Source organism: Kitasatospora sp. Xyl93, assembly GCF_055383135.1.
This window is the reverse complement of sequence record NZ_AP029185.1, coordinates 7,330,001-7,346,778: the sequence shown is the minus strand read 5'-3', so window position 1 is coordinate 7,346,778 and position 16,778 is coordinate 7,330,001. Positions and strand designations below refer to the sequence as shown.

Genomic DNA, 16,778 nt, shown 5'->3' with positions numbered 1-16,778 from the left:
GGTACCGCCTTCATGGTCGGGAGTCGGGGTTCTCGCAGGTCACACCTGGTGTGACCGGCCCTTCGAACGCTACGGGCGGCGCTCGGGTGTCGGCAATGTCGCCTAACATGCAGATTCCGACATCGAGGAGGGACCCGTGACCGCCCACGCCGTGCAGCGGCTGATCGTCATCGTGCTGTTCGAGGGCGTCGACCTCCTCGACGTGACCGGCCCGCCCGAGGTGTTCTCGCTGGTCCGCCGGGAGACCGACGACGCCACCGGCTACCGGGTCGTGCTCGCCGCCGAGACGACGGCCCCGGTCACCACCGCGGCGGGCGTGCGCATCCTGCCCGACCTCACCTTCGACGAAGCCGCCCGGAGCCGGATCGACACCCTGCTGGTGCCCGGCTCGGTCGAGGTGGACGACCGCCGCCGCGTCCGCGCGCTGACCGACCCCGCGGTGGTCGAGCGGGTCCGTACGCTGGCCGCCCGCTCGCGCCGGGTGGCCAGCGTCTGCGTCGGCGCCCATCTGCTCGCCGCCGCCGGGCTGTTGGACGGGCGGCGCGCCACCACCCACTGGTCCACGGCGGGCCAGCTCGCCGAGGAGCACCCGGAGGTCGAGGTCGACGCCGACCCGATCTTCATCCGGGAGGGCGGGATCTGGACGGGCGCGGGCATCAGCGCCTGCCTGGACCTGTCGCTCGCGCTGGTCGCCGAGGACTTCGGCGAGGAGCTGGCGCTGCGGGTCGCCCGCCAGCTCGTCATGTACCTCAAACGCCCCAGCGGCCAGAGCCAGTTCAGCGTTCCGCTGGAGCCGGTGTCGACCACCCGGCGGATCGAGGAGCTGCGCCACCACATCCTGCGCAACCTCTCCGGGCGGCTCACCGTCCCGGACCTCGCGGCCCACGCCCACGTCAGCGAACGGCAGTTGACCCGGATCTTCAAGACCGAGCTGGGCACCACGCCGAGCGCCTACGTCGAGTCGGCCCGGGTCGAACTCGCCCGCCACCAGCTGGAGTCCACCGACGCCACGCTCGAACGCGTCGCCACCACCTGCGGGTTCGGCACCGTCGACACCCTGGTGCGCGCGTTCCGCCGCCGCCTCGGCACCACCCCGACCGACTACCGGCAGCGGTTCCGGACGGCGACCGCGACGCCGTCCGGAACCGCGGAAGCGGCGACGACCGCGGAGGGGGAGGTCACGGCAGCCGTACGGTGAACCCGGCGCGGCGGGCCCGTTCCGGCCTACGCCCGCCCCTGCTGCGCCGCCCGCCAGGCCTCCCAGGCCACCAGCGGCGCGAGGTACGACCAGCGCCGCGAGCCGTCCGGACAGGTGCCACCCTCGACGAGCTCGGAGACCGTACGGCGGGTGAACGGCACCCAGACGGCCATGTCGTGCTCGAAGGTGCTGTGGCAGGCCTCGCGGCGGCGGTCGATCTCGGCCGCGTCGAGCCGGGACCGGACGGTGGCGACCAGGGTGTAGCAGGACGCCGGCTCGCTCCAGCCCAGCCAGGTGATCGCGGTCGGCCCGACGTCCTCCGGCAACAGCCCCAACTCCTCCTCCAGCGCCCGCCGGACCAGCCCGTAGAAGTCCTCGGCGGCGCCCGGCTCGTCGCGGTACTTCATCGTCTCGTTGATCCCGACCGTCCACTGCGCGGGGAAGGTGTTGACCGCCAGCGAGCGGCGGAGCAGCAGCAGCCGGCCCAGCCGGTCCCGCACGGCGACGCAGGCGCTGACCATGGTGGGCGGCGCGACGGCCACGAAGCTCGTCAGGCCCTGGTCCAGCGCCTCGTGCAGCAGCCGGGCCGCCTCCGGGTCCTCCCGGCCGAGCCGGGTGGTGGCCATGCACTCCGCGTAGTCGCTCTCGGCGATGTCCACCTCGCAGGCCCGCGCGCCGCCGTGCTCGCCGTGATCGACCGTCAGCCGCGTGATGTACGCCGTCCGGCCGGCCGCACCGGCCGCCCGCTGGCGCGCCACCTCGTCGGCCCACCCGACCGTGTCCAGCGCGTGCGGACGCTCCACCCGTCCGCGGTGCGCCGTCACCAGCGTGTTCGGCGTCAGCGGCCGGGTCGCCGACCAGGTGATCAGCGGTGCCAGCCCGTCCGCCCGCACGTCGTGCGCCCGAGCCGCCGCCGTCAGGCTCGCCCGCCGGACGCGCGGCGCAGGCACCCGGGAACCGAGCCGCGAGCTACCGAACTTGGCGAAGTCGTACACCAGATTGGTCAGCACCCCGAGCAGCAGGGCACCACCGATCCCCAGCAGCCATTCCACCCCGGTCCCCCCACTTCCGCGATCGACCGGCCCATTGTGGCGGCGCGCCCGCCGCCAGGGAAGGCCCGCAGGCGGAGGGCCCGCAGGCCGCGGCCGGTTCCGGCGCCGGTGCTAGGGTGATCGAAAAGTCGGCTCGGACGCTCGGGGGCGCTGAACAGTCGTGCGGACGTCCAGGATTGCCGCGTCCACGGTGCGGTCGGCGGTCCGCCCCGCCATCGGCGCCACGGTGCGCCGCTCCCCCGCCGCCGCCGGCTACCTCCTGCTCTGCCTCGGCACGGGGCTGGCCGCGCTGGTCGGGCTCGGCCTGCTGCTGGTGGTCCTCGCCCTCTGCCCGGTCGGCCTCGGCCTGCCGTTCCTCCGGCCGACCCTGCAACTACTGCGCCGCGGTGCCGAGTTCCACCGGCGGCTGGTCGGCCGCCGGCTGGGCGGCGAGCCGCTGCACACCCCGTACGGCGACCGGGTCTCCGTACGCGATCCGGCCGTCCGCAAGGACCTGGTGTGGCTGCTCGCCCACGGCACCGCCGGAACACTGCTCTGCGGGGCCGCCCTCACCCTGTGCAGCCACGCCGTCAACTGGCTGGCCGCGCCGGTGTGGTGGCGACTGCTGCCGGCCGAACGCGGGCGGATCATCCTGGTGACCGTCGACTCCTGGCCGACGGCCGTCGCGGCGGCGGCCGTCGGGGTCGGCTACGCCGCGGTCGCCCTGGCCGCGCTGCGGCCGGCCGCCGACCTGCACGCCCGGGCCTCCCGCCGGCTGCTGGTCGCCCGGCCCCGCACCTCGCTCGCCCGGCGCGTCCAGGAGCTGACCACCAGCCGGTCCGCGGCGCTGGATGCCCATGCCGCCGAACTGCGCCGGATCGAACGGGACCTGCACGACGGCGCCCAGGCCAACCTGGTGGCCGTCTCGCTCCGGCTCGGCATGATCCGCCGCGCGCTCGACCAACGCCCCGAGCAGGCGGCGGCGTTGGTGGATTCCACCCAACTCGTCGCCGAACAGGCCCTGGAGTCACTGCGCGCCCTGGTACGCGGCATCCACCCGCCGCTGCTCGCCGACCGCGGCCTCGACGAGGCCGTACGGTCGCTCGCCGCCCGCTGCGCCGTCCCCACCCGGGTCGAGCCGGCCACACCCGAGGCGTCCGCCGGTCCCTCCCCCGGCCCCGCCGCCGACCCGCCACCGCGCGCACCGGCCGCCGCCGAGGCCGCGGCCTACTTCGTGGTCTCCGAAGCGCTCGCCAACGTCGCCCGGCACAGCGGCGCCCGCCGCGCCCTGGTCCGGCTGCGGATCACCGCCTCCGCCATCACCGTCCGGGTCGAGGACGACGGCCGGGGTGGCGCCGTCGAGGGTGCCGGGAGCGGGCTGCCCGGCCTGCGCCGCAGGGTCGCGGCGTTCGACGGCACCACCCGCCTGTCCAGCCCGCCCGGGGGCCCGACCGTTCTGGAAGTGGAGATCCCGTGCGGATCCTGATCGCCGAGGACAACGCCCTGCTCCGCGAGGGCCTGGTCCTGCTGCTGCACAGCGAGGGTCACGAGGTGTGCGCGACCGTCGAGCACGGCGACGACCTGCTGCCCGCCCTGCTCGACCACCGCCCCGACGTCGCCGTGGTCGACGTCCGGCTGCCACCGGACTTCCGCGACGAGGGCCTGCGCGCCGCCGTCGAGGCCCGCCGCCGACTGCCCGCCCTGCCCGTCCTGATCCTCTCCCAGTACGTCGAACGCACCTACGCCGCCGAGCTGCTCGCCCAGAGCGCCACCGGCGTCGGCTATCTCCTCAAGGACCGGGTCGGCCGCGCCGAGGAGTTCCTCCAGGCGCTCCGGCGCGTCGCCGAGGGCGGCACCGCGATGGACCCGGAGGTCATCTCCCAGCTGATGGCCCACCGCACCGCCCCCGACCCGCTGGCCGCCCTCACCCCGCGCGAGCGCGAGGTGCTCGCCCTGATGGCGGAGGGCCACAACAACCCGACCATCGCCCGACTCCTCCTCCTCGCCGAGAGCTCGGTCAACAAGCACATCGGCAACATCTTCGACAAGCTCGGCATGCCCACCCCCGACACCGGCCACCGCCGGGTCCGCGCCGTCCTCACCTACCTCCGCGCCCACGCGGACGACTGACCCCCACCATCCGACGGGCGGGAACGGATCGAGCCGCTGCCGCCCGTCGGGCAGCGGCGGCTCGGCTCCGACGGCCCGCCGAGGAATCCGCGACCCTCAGGCGCGGATGCGGCGGAAGACGGTGAGCAGGAGGAGGGCCGAGAGGGTCAGCAGGAGGCCGGCCTCGACGAGTTGGATGGGGACGAGGTGGTCGGCCGGGTGGAAGCGGGCCCAGGAGGCGGTGGCGATGTCGCAGCTGGGGTTGTCCTGGAAGGAGAAGAGGCAGGTGTCGGTGCTGGCGCGGGTGCCGTCGGGCAGGACGATGCCGCGGCCGAGGAGCCAGGCGTTGGTGGGTTGGGGGGTGCCCACGGCGGCGACCTGGTCCACGATGGGGTGGAAGTACGGGCGGGCCCAGCGGACGAGGCCGACGGCGACGGCGACGAGGGCTCCGGTGAGGAACATCGCGGGCACGAGGCGGCGGACGAGTTGGCCGACGAGGACGCCGAGGCTCAGGGCGAACACGGACCAGGCGATCGGGGCGAGGCCGAGCGCCGGGTAGGTGAAGAACTGGAACGGCGGGTCGAAGGCGTACGGGCCGTGCACGATGTCCGTCCACCACACCCAGGTCATCAGCACGGCGAGCAGGCCGCTGGCCGCGAGGACGGCGAGGCCGGGGACGGCGAGGCGGACGGCCAGCCAGCGGATCGGGCTGACGGACTGGGCGCGGATCAGGCGGATGGTGCCGCGTTCGTACTCCTGGGCCAGCAGCGGGGCGCCGACGAACACGCCGATCAGGAGCGGGACAGCGGTGACGGCGGGCTGGAGGACCTGGACGTACCAGAAGGTCGGGGAGTGGATCGGTTCGTAGACGGTCCAGCAGTCGGTGTGGGACCAGGAGTCGGAGCTGTCGCAGCCGGACCGGCGCAGCTCGTCCATGGTGCGTTGGCAGAGGACGTGGATCCAGAGGAGGTCGGCCGCTGCCACGAGCAGCAGCGCGACCAAGGCCCGGAGGAAGACACGGTTTTGACGGAACGTCAGCCACAGGAGCCCGCGCAGGCCGGGCGCGGTGGTGGCGGTCGGGGTGGTGGCGCGGTCGGGCAGGACGGTCGTGCTCATGCGGCCACCTCGTTCGGGCCCTTCGAGTCGTGCGAGTCGTCCGGATCGGCGGGTGCGCGGAGGTAGCCGAGCAGCAGTTCCTCCAGGCTCGGCCGCTCGCTCTCCCACTTCCCGTCCACCGGCTCGCCGGTGCGAACCAGCGCGATCGCCCGGCGGCCGCTGACCCGCCGCTCGACCACCGAGGCGGTGGCCGGCAGGGCGCCCTGGGCGGCCGGGCCGGTGAGCAGGCGGTGTCCGTCGAGGATCTCCTCCAGGTCTCCGGCCAGCCGGATACGTCCGCGCTGGACGAGGAGCAGGTGGTCGATGACGCCGTCCAGTTCGGGGAGGATGTGGGTGGAGAGCACGATGCTGGTGCCGCGCTCGGCGGCGGCCGACATCAGGGTGCCCATCAGCTGGTGCCGGGCGAGGGGGTCGAGGTCGGCCATCGGTTCGTCGAGCAGCAGCAGCTCGGGGAGCTTGCCGAGCGCCAGCGCGAGGCAGACCCGGGTGCGCTGGCCGCCGGAGAGCGAGCCGATCCGCGCCTTGGGGTTCAACTCACCCTGCGCGATGATCTGTTGGGACAGCATCTCGTCCCATACCGGGTTGAGCTCGCGGCCCATCCGCAGCGTCTCGGCGACGGTGAGGCCCGGGTAGAGCGGCTTGTCCTGCGGTACGTAGGCGACCCTGGCGCGCAGCTGGGGCGCGCCGGCCGGGGCGCCGAGGACCCGCAACGCTCCCTCGGTGGGCTTGAGTTGGCCGGCGGCGAGGGAGAGCAGGGTGCTCTTGCCCGCGCCGTTGGGGCCCACCACGCCGCAGATCCGCCCGGCCGGGACGGCGACGTCACAGCCGCGCAGCGCCCAGCCGCCCCGGTAGTTCCTGCCGAGGCCTTCGGCCTCCAGGGCCGGCGCCTGCCCGGCCTCCGGCAGCGGCGCCGACGCGGGCGCCGTGGTCGTCGGGTCGTCCACCCGGTCCCCCCACTGTTCTCTGTTCGGTGTTGCCGGGGAGTCTCGGTCCCCGGTATGGCGATCCACAGCCCGACGTCGAGGCGTCAAGCCCCGGTTGTCGTCGAGGCCCGTGGCCTCACTGTCGAGGCCTCAGCCGTCGGAGCCGGGGACCCCGCTGTCGAAGCGCTGCTCCAGGACGGAGGCCATCAGCGCGGCGATGTCCTCGCGCTCCAGTCCGGCCCCCCGGGCCTGGTCCACCCACCCGACCAGGCCCGCGCGCAGTGGCCCGTCCGCCGCCGCCTCCGGCCGGGCGAGCGAGCGCCGGACGAAGGTGCCGAGCCCCGGGCGGGGCTCGACCAGCCCTTCGCGTTCGAGCTCGCGATAGGCCTTCAGCACGGTGTTGGGGTTGATCGCGGTCAGCTCGACCACCTCACGGGCGGTCGGCAGCTTGTCCCCGGGCTGCAGCAGCCCGAGCCGCAGGGCCTGCTTGGTCTGCTGCACGATCTGCTGGTACGTGGAGACGCCGCTGCGCCGCTCGATGCGGTACTCGATCACCGGCGATTCGGCCTTTCACTAGTTCAATAGTGGAATGGTGGCCCACCGCGGTGCGTGGGTCAAGCCTGACCCGGGGGGTCCGTCCCGTCCGAACCCTCAGGGGCGCTGCAGCAGGAGCAGGCCGTCCCGCTCGATCAGCGGGTGGTAGCCGCGCTCCCGGTAGCCGGCCAGCATCCGGGCGGTGTCGGCGGTGGAGCACGGGGCCTGCACGCTCGGGTCCCGCAGGTCGACGGCCACCCACTGCGGTCCGGGGCCCTCCGGCGCCCGACACACCAGGGTGACCTCCGCCCGGCCGGTCAGCTGCGCCGCGAGCCGGTTGGAGGCGGCGACCGTGGCGTCGTCGGGTATCCGGTGGAGCAGCGCCCGGGTCTCGGTGAGCCGGGGCGAGGTGCGCCAGGCCTCGGGCATCACCACCTCGTGCAACGGGTAGAGCGGCAGCGTCACGGCGGTCACCAGGGCGCTGACGGCGAGCGCCCGCCTCGCCCGCCGCGCGTCCACCCGGCGCAGGGCGTCGACCAGGGCCGCGACCGCGATCGGCATCAGCACCGCGCTGTAGTGGTAACTGACGCCCCAGTAGTGCGAGTTGGACGACGCCAACCGCCAGGCGAGGGTGGGCACGCAGAGCAGCAGGAGCGGGGAGCGCAGTCCGACGAAGCCGGCGGTGGCGGCGAGCAGGAACAGCAGCAGCCACTTGACCGGCGGCCAGCCGAGCCGCAGCGGCAGCGACCAGGGCGAGGGCTGCCCGCCGCCGTCCAGCTGACGCCAGTAGTCGAATCCCCCGCCCGGGTTGAACGCCGGCAGGACGACGAGCACCGCGAGCGCGGTCGCGGCGAGGCCGACGGCGGCGAGCACGAGCCCGGGCAGCGGGGTGCGGTGCCGCTCCCGCCGGGCCTGCCAGGCGATCAGGGCGCCGACGGCGGCCACCGTCAGCCCCAGGTCCTCCTTGACCAGCAGCAGCGGCAGTGACCAGAGCGCGGCGGCGAGCGGACGGCGCCGGCCGAGCGCGGTGGCCGCGAAGGCGAGCAGCGGCACGGCGAAGGCGATCTCGTGGAAGTCGTCTGCCGCCGCCCGGACGATCCCCCAGGAGGCCCCGGTGGCGCAGCCGACGAGCAGCGCCACCCGGGGCCCGGCGACCTCGTGGGCCCAGCGGGTCAGCGGGACGACTGCCAGCGCCATCAGCAGTGCCTGGGCGACGACGAGGGTGAGCGGGCCAGGGAAGGCCCGGTAGACGGGGGCGAGGACGGCGATCAGCGGGTGGAAGTGGTCCCCGAGCAGGTGGTAGCCGGGCCCCTTGAGCGGCACGATCGGCGCCTGCCCGTGGGCGTACGCCCGGACGGCCTGCTCGAAGATGCCCAGGTCGTAGGCCTTGGTGAGGCCGCGCCGGTGCCGGTTGACGGCGACGCAGGCGTAGAGCGCGGCGAACCCGGCCGCCAGGCCCCAGGCGAGCACGGCGGGGCGACGGGCGGCCACGGCGGGGCGGCGGACGAGGGGCTTCACCCGCCGGACGGCCGGCGCGAGCACGGCGACCCGCGCGGGCCGGGCGGGTCGTGCAGTCCGCTCGGGTCGCACAGCCCGGCCGGACGGCGCGGCGGGCGGGGAGGACGGCACGGCGGGCGGGGAGGACGGCGCGGCGGGCGGGGAGGAGGAAGCGGGCATCGGCAAAGTACCCTTTCACTATTCGATTAGTGGAAGGGTGATGGAACCCCGCAGCGCCGTCAAACCCGGCCGGACGACGCCGACCGGGCCTCCGGGCTGCCCGCGAAGGCCCCGCAGCACCCCCGAAAGGGCTGGGACGGTGCCCGCGATGAGCCGCCGGAGACAGCCGCTTGACCTTGACGCTACGTCAGGGTTGGAGGCTTGCCGCATGACGAACGACAGCACCACCCCGACCCCGCTCCACCCCCCGATCGGCGGCTTCCAGGAGGTCGACGGCCGCCGTCTCTACCTGCACCGCCAGGGCAGCGGCGGGCCCGCCGTCGTCCTCCTGCCCGGCGCCAGCGCGATCGGCCTGGACTACTTCGGCGTCCAGCAGGGCGTCTCGGAGTTCACCACCGCCGTGGTGTACGACCGCGGCGGCACGGGTTTCAGCGACGACGCCCCGCTGCCGCGCACCGCCGCCGAGGTCGCCACCGAGCTGCGCGAACTGCTGGACGCCCAGGGCGTTCCCGGCCCGTACGTCCTGGTCGCGCACTCGGTCGGCGGCGCCTACGCCCACGGGTTCGCGCAGCTCTACCCGCAGGACGTGGCCGGGCTGGTCTGGCTGGACGCGTTCCACCGGGACTGGGACGACTACGTGCCCGCCGAGGGCAGCCTGGCCGCCGGCGTGCGGATGTCGCCCACCGAGGAACAGCTGCGGCAGGGCCTCCCGGCCATCCGGCAGATGGCCACGGAGCTCCTCGTGGACTACCCGGCGGACGTCCGGGACGCGGTGGTCGAGTACCACGTGAGCGAGCGCTGGATCCACGCCGGCATGGCCGAGCGCGCCTCGATGGCCGACCTGGCCGTCGAGCTGCGGGCCGGGGCGGACCTGCCCGACGTCCCGCTGATCGCGCTCACCCCGCTGGGCATCGACCCCGGCCAGCAGGCGCTGATGTCGGAGGAACTCCTCCAGGCGATGCACGACGGCAAGACCCGGCTGTACGCGGCCATGGCCGACTCGGTCTCGAACGGGGAGCAGCGCATCCTCACCGACACCGGCCACAGCCAGTTCGTCTTCGAGCGGGTCGATGACGTGGTCCAGGCGATCCGCGACGTCGTGGACCGGGCGGGCCGCGCCTAGACTTCGACCTCGACGTCAACCGTGGCGTCGATCTCGGCGTCGATCTCGACGGGCTTTCAACAGGGCGGAGCGGGAACGGTGCTCACGATCAGTCAACTCGCGTCAACCGCCGGCGTGACCGTGCGCACCGTCCGCCACTACCACCAGGTCGGGCTGCTGCCCGAGCCCGAGCGCGACGCCTCCGGCTACCGCCGGTACAGCGCGCAGGCGGCAGTGGACCTCATCCGGATCAGGACGCTCGCCGACGCCGGGGTGCCGCTGGCCCGGATCGACGCGCTGCTGCGGGCGGAGCCGGAGGAGTTCGCCGCCGCCGTCACCGACCTCGACGCCGAACTGGAGCGCCGGATCGACCGACTCGCCGAGCACCGCCGCCGGATCGCCGACCTGGCGAGCGGCGAGCGGCTCGCCCTGCCGCCCGAGGTCGTCGCCATCCTGGACCGGATGCGCGCGCTCGGGGTCAGCGAGCCGTCCGTACTGCTCGAACGCGACACCTGGATCCTGCTCCAGACCCTGGACCCGGAAGCCCTGCGCCAGGGCGTCCGGGAGAAGAACGCCAGCTTCGACGACCCCGGGACGCTGCGGCTGTTCCTCCTCTGCGACCAGTCGCTCGACTGGGAACCGGACGATCCGCGGGTGGACCGGCTGATCGACGAGCTGGACACCTGGGAGATCGCCCACGGGCGGGACAACCGCCGGCCCGGGAACCAGGAGGTGATCTTCTCCCGGATCGCCGAGGCCTCGCCGACCTGGCAGCGCATCCTGGACGTGCTCGCCCACCGCGCGAAGCAGCGCCGCCTCGCCGCGGAGCGCGGGAGCGCCGGGGAACGCCGGGCCGCCGCGCGGCGCAGCGGCACCGATGACCGCCCGACCGCCGCACACCGCCGGGCCGCCGAACCGGCCCGGAAGCGTTGACGTCGGATTCACGCCAGCCCAACCCCCCGTCGAATTGGTGGACTTCGGGACAGACACCCACCACCCGTCGACGGGACCCCCGACATGCCGACCGGCGCCAACGTCCGCTCCACTCCCCCGCCCGCCCCGGAGCCGCCCACCCCGAACCCGCGCACCCGGAACCCGCGCCCCCGGGACGGCGGCACGCTCGCCGTGCTCGCCGTCACCACCGGCGTGTTCTCCATCGTCACCACCGAGATCCTGCCGATCGGCCTGCTGACCCCGATCGGCGCCACCTTCCGGATCTCCGACGGCACGGCCGGGCTGATGATGACCCTGCCCGGCATCGTCGCCGCGGTGGCCGCACCCGTGGTGACCGTCGCGACCAGGCGCGCGGACCGGCGGACCATGCTCTGCGCGCTGCTGCTGGTCCTGACCCTGGCGGACCTGCTCAGCGCGTTCGCCCCCGCCTACTGGGCGGTGCTGGCCGCCCGGGTCGCCCTCGGCCTGGTCATCGGGGCGTTCTGGTCGATCGGTTCCGGGCTCGCCCCGCGCCTCGTCCCCGAGCACCGGCGGGCACGCGCCAACACGGTGATCTTCTCGGCCGTCCCGCTCGGCTCGGTGCTCGGCGTGCCGGCGGGGGTGTTCCTCGGTTCGCTGGCCGGCTGGCGGGCGGCCTTCCTCGCGATGGCCGCGCTGACCCTGCTCGCCCTGGTCGCCCTCCTGCGGTCGCTGCCGCCGCTGCCCCCGCTGACCGTCACCGGGCTGGGCGTGCTGCGCGGTCTGCTGGCCGGCCGCGGCACCCGTACCGGCGTCGCGGTGACCTTCCTGATCGTGGTCGCCCACTTCGGCAGCTACACCTACGTCACGCCCTTCCTCGCCGACACCACCCACGTCGGCCCCGGTCCGATCACCGCCCTGCTGCTCGTCTACGGCGCCGCCGGGCTGCTCGGCAACCTCCTGGCCGGCGGCCGGGCGGCCCGGGCACTGCGGCCGGTGTTCGGCGCGGCGGCCGTGCTGCTCGCCGGCGCGGCCCTGCTGCTGCCCCTCCTGGGCACCGGCGGTCCGGGCGCCGCCGTCCTGCTGGCGCTCTGGGGCGTGGCGTACGGCGCCGTCCCGGTCTGCTCGCTCAGCTGGTTCCTCGCCGCGGCCCCGCACGCCCCGGAGGGCGCCGGCGTGGTGTTCACCTCCGCGTTCCAGGCGAGCTTCTCGATCGGCGCGCTGACCGGCGGCCTGGTGGTGGACCACTCCTCCCCCGGCACCGTCATGGTGTTCGGCGGGTCGGTCGCCCTGCTCGCCGCCGCCACCGCGTGGCGGTACGGCCACCGGGTCCGCCCCGAACCGGCGCAGTGACCCCGCGCCGTGGGCGCCGCCGCCACGCACCCGTCGCCGGACCCTGGCCCTCCGGTCCGTCCGTGGTGAGAATGCCGGGGTGCCGTCAGCCCGTCCGCCCGTACAGCGGGGCGGGCCGGCGGCACCGCCGGCCGGGACGGTCCCGGGCGGGCGAGGGCGGAAGGACGGCCAGCGGATGGACAGCCAGCAGACCCATCGGGCGTTCCACGGGCACCAGGCGTTCCACGGGCGGTTCGGCGACTACCAGACCGAGATCTACCTGCGCGGTCTCGGCGGCGTCCTGCCGACGATGCCGATGGCCTTCGCCGACCTGGAGGCCCGGGCGAGCACCGCGCTGCCGCCCTCGGTGCTCTCCTACGTCGCGGGCGGGGCCGGCGACGAGTCCACCCAGCGGGCGAACGTCGCCGCCTTCGAGCGGTGGGGCCTGGTGCCGCGGATGATGGTCGGCGCGAGCACGCGGGACCTGTCGGTGGAGCTGTTCGGCCTGCGCCTGCCGACCCCGCTGTTCATGGCGCCGATCGGGGTGATCGGCCTGTGCGCCCAGGACGGCCACGGGGACCTGGCCACCGCCCGCGCCGCCGCCCGGACCGGCGTGCCGATGGTCGCCTCCACCCTGACGGTCGATCCGCTGGAGCAGGTGGCCGCCGAGTTCGGCGGCACCCCCGGCTTCTTCCAGCTCTACACCCCGACCGACCGGGCGCTGGCCGAGAGCCTGGTGCACCGGGCGGAGGCCGCGGGCTACCGGGGCATCGTCGTCACCCTGGACACCTGGGTCACCGGCTGGCGCCCGCGCGACCTGGCCACCGCCAACTTCCCGCAGCTGCGCGGCCACTGCCTGGCCAACTACACCTCCGACCCGGTGTTCCGCGCCCGCCTCGCCAAGGCGCCGGAGGAGGACGTGCAGGCCGCCGTCCTGGAGTGGGCCGGCGTCTTCGGAAACCCGCTGACCTGGGACGACCTGCCCTGGCTGCGCTCGCTCACCGACCTGCCGATCATCCTCAAGGGCCTCTGCCACCCCGAGGACGTCCGCCGCGCCCGGGACGGCGGCGTCGACGGCGTCTACTGCTCCAACCACGGCGGCCGCCAGGCCAACGGCGGGCTGGCCGCCCTCGACCTGCTCCCCGACGTGGTCGCGGCCGCCGACGGCCTGCCCGTCCTCTTCGACTCCGGCGTCCGCTCCGGCACCGACGTCGTCAAGGCGCTCGCCCTCGGGGCCACCGCCGTCGGCGTGGGCCGGCCGTACGCCTACGGCCTGGCGCTGGAGGGCACCGACGGCATCGTCCACGTGCTGCGCTCCCTGCTCGCCGAGGCCGACCTCCTGATGGCCGTCGACGGTTACCCCACGCTCGCCTCCCTCCGCGCGGACGGCGCGCTGCGCCGGACCTGATGTGCCGGACCTGATGCGCCGCACCCGACCTGGTGCACCGCGCCGGACCTGATGCGCCGAGCCGGATCTGACGTGAATTCAGGTCATGGTGCCCACCGGGAACCAGTGGGGCTTGCCGGGACATTCGGGACGGCCCTACGCTCGAACGGCACAAATCGGGTCCGTACGATCCCGCAAGCTGGGAGGTCCGCCATCATCCGCGTCCTGCTGACCGCCTTCGAACCGTTCGGCCGCGATCGACTGAACTCCTCGCTGGAGGCGGGCCGGCTGGTCGCCGCCGGTCCGCCGGCCGGAGTGGCCCTGGAGTTCGCCGAGCTGCCCTGGGCGTTCGGCGACTCGATCGCCGAACTGCGCCGGGCGGTCACCCGGTTCGGGCCGGACCTGGTCATCGCCACGGGCCAGGGCGGCAACCGCCCGGACCTGACGGTCGAACGGGTGGCGGTCAATCTCGACGACGCCGTCCGGACCCCCGACCGGAAGGGCCATCAGCCGATCGACCAGCCGGTCGTACCGGACGGCCCGGCCGCGTACTTCTCCTCCCTGCCGGTGAAGGCCTGCGTGGAGGCCGTCCAGCAGGCCGGGATCCCGGCCACCCTCTCGCACACCGCCGGCACCCACCTCTGCAACCACGTCTTCTACGGGCTGGCACACCTGATCGCCACCGAACGCCCGGAACTGCGCGGCGGCTTCGTCCGCCTGCCCTACCTGCCCAGCCAGACGTCCGGTCAGGAGAAGAGCGCGTCGATGGCGGCGGAGACGGCCGCCGAGGGGGTGCGCATCCTGATCCGCAGTGCCGTGGCCGCCCTCCACCCGCCGACCTCCGCCACGGTGGCCGCACCGCGCCGACGGAGCTGGCTGTCCCGCCGGGGCGGCAATTGACGATGTCGGCCCGTAAACGCGAAGAACCCCCATCCGGGTCCCGGATGGGGGTTCTTCAGCAATGATTGTTCGGCGGCGTCCTACTCTCCCACAGGGTCCCCCCTGCAGTACCATCGGCGCTGTAAGGCTTAGCTTCCGGGTTCGGAATGTAACCGGGCGTTTCCCTCACGCTATGACCACCGAAACACTATGAAACTGTCAACCGCACCAACCACGCTGGGTTGGGGTCGTTGTTTCAGAACAACACAGTGGACGCGAGCAACTGAGGACAAGCCCTCGGCCTATTAGTACCGGTCAACTCCACCCCTCACAGGGCTTCCATATCCGGCCTATCAACCCAGTCGTCTACTGGGAGCCTTACCCTCTCAAGGAGGTGGGAGTGCTCATCTCGAAGCAGGCTTCCCGCTTAGATGCTTTCAGCGGTTATCCCTCCCGAACGTAGCCAACCAGCCATGCCCTTGGCAGAACAACTGGCACACCAGAGGTTCGTCCGTCCCGGTCCTCTCGTACTAGGGACAGCCCTTCTCAACACTCCTACGCGCACAGCGGATAGGGACCGAACTGTCTCACGACGTTCTAAACCCAGCTCGCGTACCGCTTTAATGGGCGAACAGCCCAACCCTTGGGACCTACTCCAGCCCCAGGATGCGACGAGCCGACATCGAGGTGCCAAACCATCCCGTCGATATGGACTCTTGGGGAAGATCAGCCTGTTATCCCCGGGGTACCTTTTATCCGTTGAGCGACGGCGCTTCCACAAGCCACCGCCGGATCACTAGTCCCTACTTTCGTACCTGCTCGACCCGTCAGTCTCACAGTCAAGCTCCCTTGTGCACTTACACTCAACACCTGATTGCCAACCAGGCTGAGGGAACCTTTGGGCGCCTCCGTTACCCTTTAGGAGGCAACCGCCCCAGTTAAACTACCCACCAGACACTGTCCCTGATCCGGATCACGGACCCAGGTTAGACATCCAGCACGACCAGAGTGGTATTTCAACGGCGACTCCACAACAACTGGCGTTGCTGCTTCACAGTCTCCCACCTATCCTACACAAGCCGAACCGAACACCAATATCAAGCTATAGTAAAGGTCCCGGGGTCTTTCCGTCCTGCTGCGCGAAACGAGCATCTTTACTCGTAATGCAATTTCACCGGGCCTATGGTTGAGACAGTCGAGAAGTCGTTACGCCATTCGTGCAGGTCGGAACTTACCCGACAAGGAATTTCGCTACCTTAGGATGGTTATAGTTACCACCGCCGTTTACTGGCGCTTAAGTTCTCAGCTTCGCCTGGCCGAAACCAAGCTAACCGGTCCCCTTAACGTTCCAGCACCGGGCAGGCGTCAGTCCGTATACATCGCCTTACGGCTTCGCACGGACCTGTGTTTTTAGTAAACAGTCGCTTCTCGCTGGTCTCTGCGGCCACCCCCAGCTCAAGGTGCAAGACCCATCACCAGGAATGGCCCCCCTTCTCCCGAAGTTACGGGGGCATTTTGCCGAGTTCCTTAACCATAGTTCACCCGAACGCCTCGGTATTCTCTACCTGACCACCTGAGTCGGTTTGGGGTACGGGCCGCCATGAAACTCGCTAGAGGCTTTTCTCGACAGCATAGGATCATCCACTTCACCACAATCGGCTCGGCATCAGGTCTCAGCCTTCATGTGAGGCGGATTTGCCTACCTCACGGCCTACACCCTTACCCCGGGACAACCACCGCCCGGGCTGGACTACCTTCCTGCGTCACCCCATCGCTCACCTACTACCCCGTTGGGTCACCGGCTCCACCACGTCCCTTCGTCCGAAGACTCCAGGCCGGCTTCACGGGCTTAGCATCAAGAGGTTCAGCGTTGGCGCTTCAAAGCGGGTACGGGAATATCAACCCGTTGTCCATCGACTACGCCTGTCGGCCTCGCCTTAGGTCCCGACTTACCCTGGGCAGATCAGCTTGACCCAGGAACCCTTGGTCAATCGGCGCAAGAGTTTCCCACTCTTGTATCGCTACTCATGCCTGCATTCTCACTCGTATACCGTCCACGACTGGTTTCCACCGCCGCTTCACCCGGCACACGACGCTCCCCTACCCATCACAGCAGGCGTTGGCCCTATTGCTGCAATGACACGACTTCGGTGATGTGCTTGAGCCCCGCTACATTGTCGGCGCGGAATCACTTGACCAGTGAGCTATTACGCACTCTTTCAAGGGTGGCTGCTTCTAAGCCAACCTCCTGGTTGTCTCTGCGACTCCACATCCTTTCCCACTTAGCACACGCTTAGGGACCTTAGTCGGTGTTCTGGGCTGTTTCCCTCTCGACCATGGAGCTTATCCCCCACAGTCTCACTGCCACGCTCTCACTTACCGGCATTCGGAGTTTGGCTAAGGTCAGTAACCCGGTAAGGCCCATCGCCTATCCAGTGCTCTACCTCCGGCAAGAAACACGTGACGCTGCACCTAAATGCATTTCGGGGAGAACCAGCTATCACGGAGTTTGATTGGCCTTTCACCCCTAACCACAGGTCATCCCCCAGGTTTTCAACCCTGGTGGGTTCGGTCCTCC

General features: G+C 71.9%; 13 protein-coding genes and 2 rRNA genes (1 of these 15 cut by a window edge). 8 read left to right on the top strand and 7 right to left on the bottom strand.

The genetic code is table 11. The annotated features are described in order from the left end of the window. Positions 1-136 precede the first annotated feature (136 nt). Entirely contained in the window at positions 137-1,198 is a 1,062-nt protein-coding gene (locus tag ACZ5GH_RS31900) for a GlxA family transcriptional regulator (protein WP_387754015.1), read from the top strand. A gap of 26 nt (positions 1,199-1,224) precedes the next feature. Here ACZ5GH_RS31900 and ACZ5GH_RS31895 read toward each other — a convergent pair whose 3' ends face one another. Beyond that, positions 1,225-2,250 (bottom strand): hypothetical protein, encoded by a 1,026-nt coding sequence (locus ACZ5GH_RS31895; protein WP_464336008.1) that lies wholly within the window; start codon positions 2,248-2,250, stop codon positions 1,225-1,227. Between the two features lie 190 nt (positions 2,251-2,440). Here ACZ5GH_RS31895 and ACZ5GH_RS31890 point away from each other — a divergent pair, with 190 nt between their 5' ends. Further along, positions 2,441-3,715: a sensor histidine kinase gene (locus ACZ5GH_RS31890; RefSeq protein WP_387754019.1), complete on the top strand. Its 1,275-nt coding sequence runs from the start codon at positions 2,441-2,443 to the stop codon at positions 3,713-3,715. Beyond that, entirely contained in the window at positions 3,703-4,359 is a 657-nt protein-coding gene (locus ACZ5GH_RS31885) for a response regulator (protein ID WP_387754022.1), read from the top strand. Before ACZ5GH_RS31890 ends, ACZ5GH_RS31885 begins: the two co-directional genes overlap by 13 nt. A 96-nt stretch (positions 4,360-4,455) precedes the next feature. Here the strand turns inward: ACZ5GH_RS31885 and ACZ5GH_RS31880 are convergent, their stop codons facing one another. The 4 genes from ACZ5GH_RS31880 to ACZ5GH_RS31865 form a co-directional block, all read right to left on the bottom strand. After that, positions 4,456-5,454 carry an ABC transporter permease gene (locus ACZ5GH_RS31880; RefSeq protein WP_464336007.1) on the bottom strand — a complete coding sequence of 333 codons (999 nt, stop codon included), beginning with the start codon at positions 5,452-5,454 and terminating at the stop codon, positions 4,456-4,458. After that, positions 5,451-6,359: an ATP-binding cassette domain-containing protein gene (locus tag ACZ5GH_RS31875; RefSeq protein ID WP_464336908.1), complete on the bottom strand. Its 909-nt coding sequence runs from the start codon at positions 6,357-6,359 to the stop codon at positions 5,451-5,453. The genes ACZ5GH_RS31880 and ACZ5GH_RS31875 overlap by 4 nt, the downstream gene beginning before the upstream one ends. Before the next feature lie 168 nt (positions 6,360-6,527). Beyond that, a complete protein-coding gene (locus ACZ5GH_RS31870) occupies positions 6,528-6,932 on the bottom strand; it encodes a GntR family transcriptional regulator (RefSeq protein WP_387754031.1) in 405 nt (134 codons plus the stop codon). A gap of 96 nt (positions 6,933-7,028) precedes the next feature. Beyond that, positions 7,029-8,429 carry a DUF2079 domain-containing protein gene (locus ACZ5GH_RS31865; RefSeq protein WP_464336006.1) on the bottom strand — a complete coding sequence of 467 codons (1,401 nt, stop codon included), beginning with the start codon at positions 8,427-8,429 and terminating at the stop codon, positions 7,029-7,031. A 367-nt stretch (positions 8,430-8,796) separates the two neighbouring features. Between ACZ5GH_RS31865 and ACZ5GH_RS31860 the strand changes: the two genes are divergently transcribed. From ACZ5GH_RS31860 to pcp, 5 genes are all read left to right on the top strand, one after another. Beyond that, a complete protein-coding gene (locus tag ACZ5GH_RS31860) occupies positions 8,797-9,711 on the top strand; it encodes an alpha/beta fold hydrolase (RefSeq protein ID WP_464336005.1) in 915 nt (304 codons plus the stop codon). Positions 9,712-9,789: 78 nt separating this feature from the next. Beyond that, the gene (locus ACZ5GH_RS31855) at positions 9,790-10,623 is read left to right on the top strand and encodes a MerR family transcriptional regulator (RefSeq protein WP_464336004.1); all 834 of its coding nucleotides are present in this window, start codon (positions 9,790-9,792) and stop codon (positions 10,621-10,623) included. An 84-nt stretch (positions 10,624-10,707) separates the two neighbouring features. Continuing rightward, entirely contained in the window at positions 10,708-11,955 is a 1,248-nt protein-coding gene (locus ACZ5GH_RS31850; protein ID WP_387754042.1) for an MFS transporter, read from the top strand. A 175-nt stretch (positions 11,956-12,130) separates the two neighbouring features. Continuing rightward, positions 12,131-13,342, top strand: a complete 1,212-nt coding sequence (locus tag ACZ5GH_RS31845; protein ID WP_387754045.1) for an alpha-hydroxy-acid oxidizing protein — start codon at positions 12,131-12,133, stop codon at positions 13,340-13,342. A 192-nt stretch (positions 13,343-13,534) separates the two neighbouring features. Further along, on the top strand, positions 13,535-14,221 hold the full coding sequence (gene pcp / locus ACZ5GH_RS31840; RefSeq protein WP_387754086.1) for a pyroglutamyl-peptidase I: 687 nt from the start codon (positions 13,535-13,537) through the stop codon (positions 14,219-14,221). 67 nt (positions 14,222-14,288) lie between these two features. Here the strand turns inward: pcp and rrf are convergent. Both rrf and ACZ5GH_RS31830 read right to left on the bottom strand, forming a co-directional pair. Next, a 5S ribosomal RNA gene (rrf, locus tag ACZ5GH_RS31835) occupies positions 14,289-14,405 on the bottom strand. A gap of 80 nt (positions 14,406-14,485) precedes the next feature. Then, positions 14,486-16,778: ribosomal RNA gene (locus ACZ5GH_RS31830) — 23S ribosomal RNA — on the bottom strand; it runs 827 nt beyond the window's last position.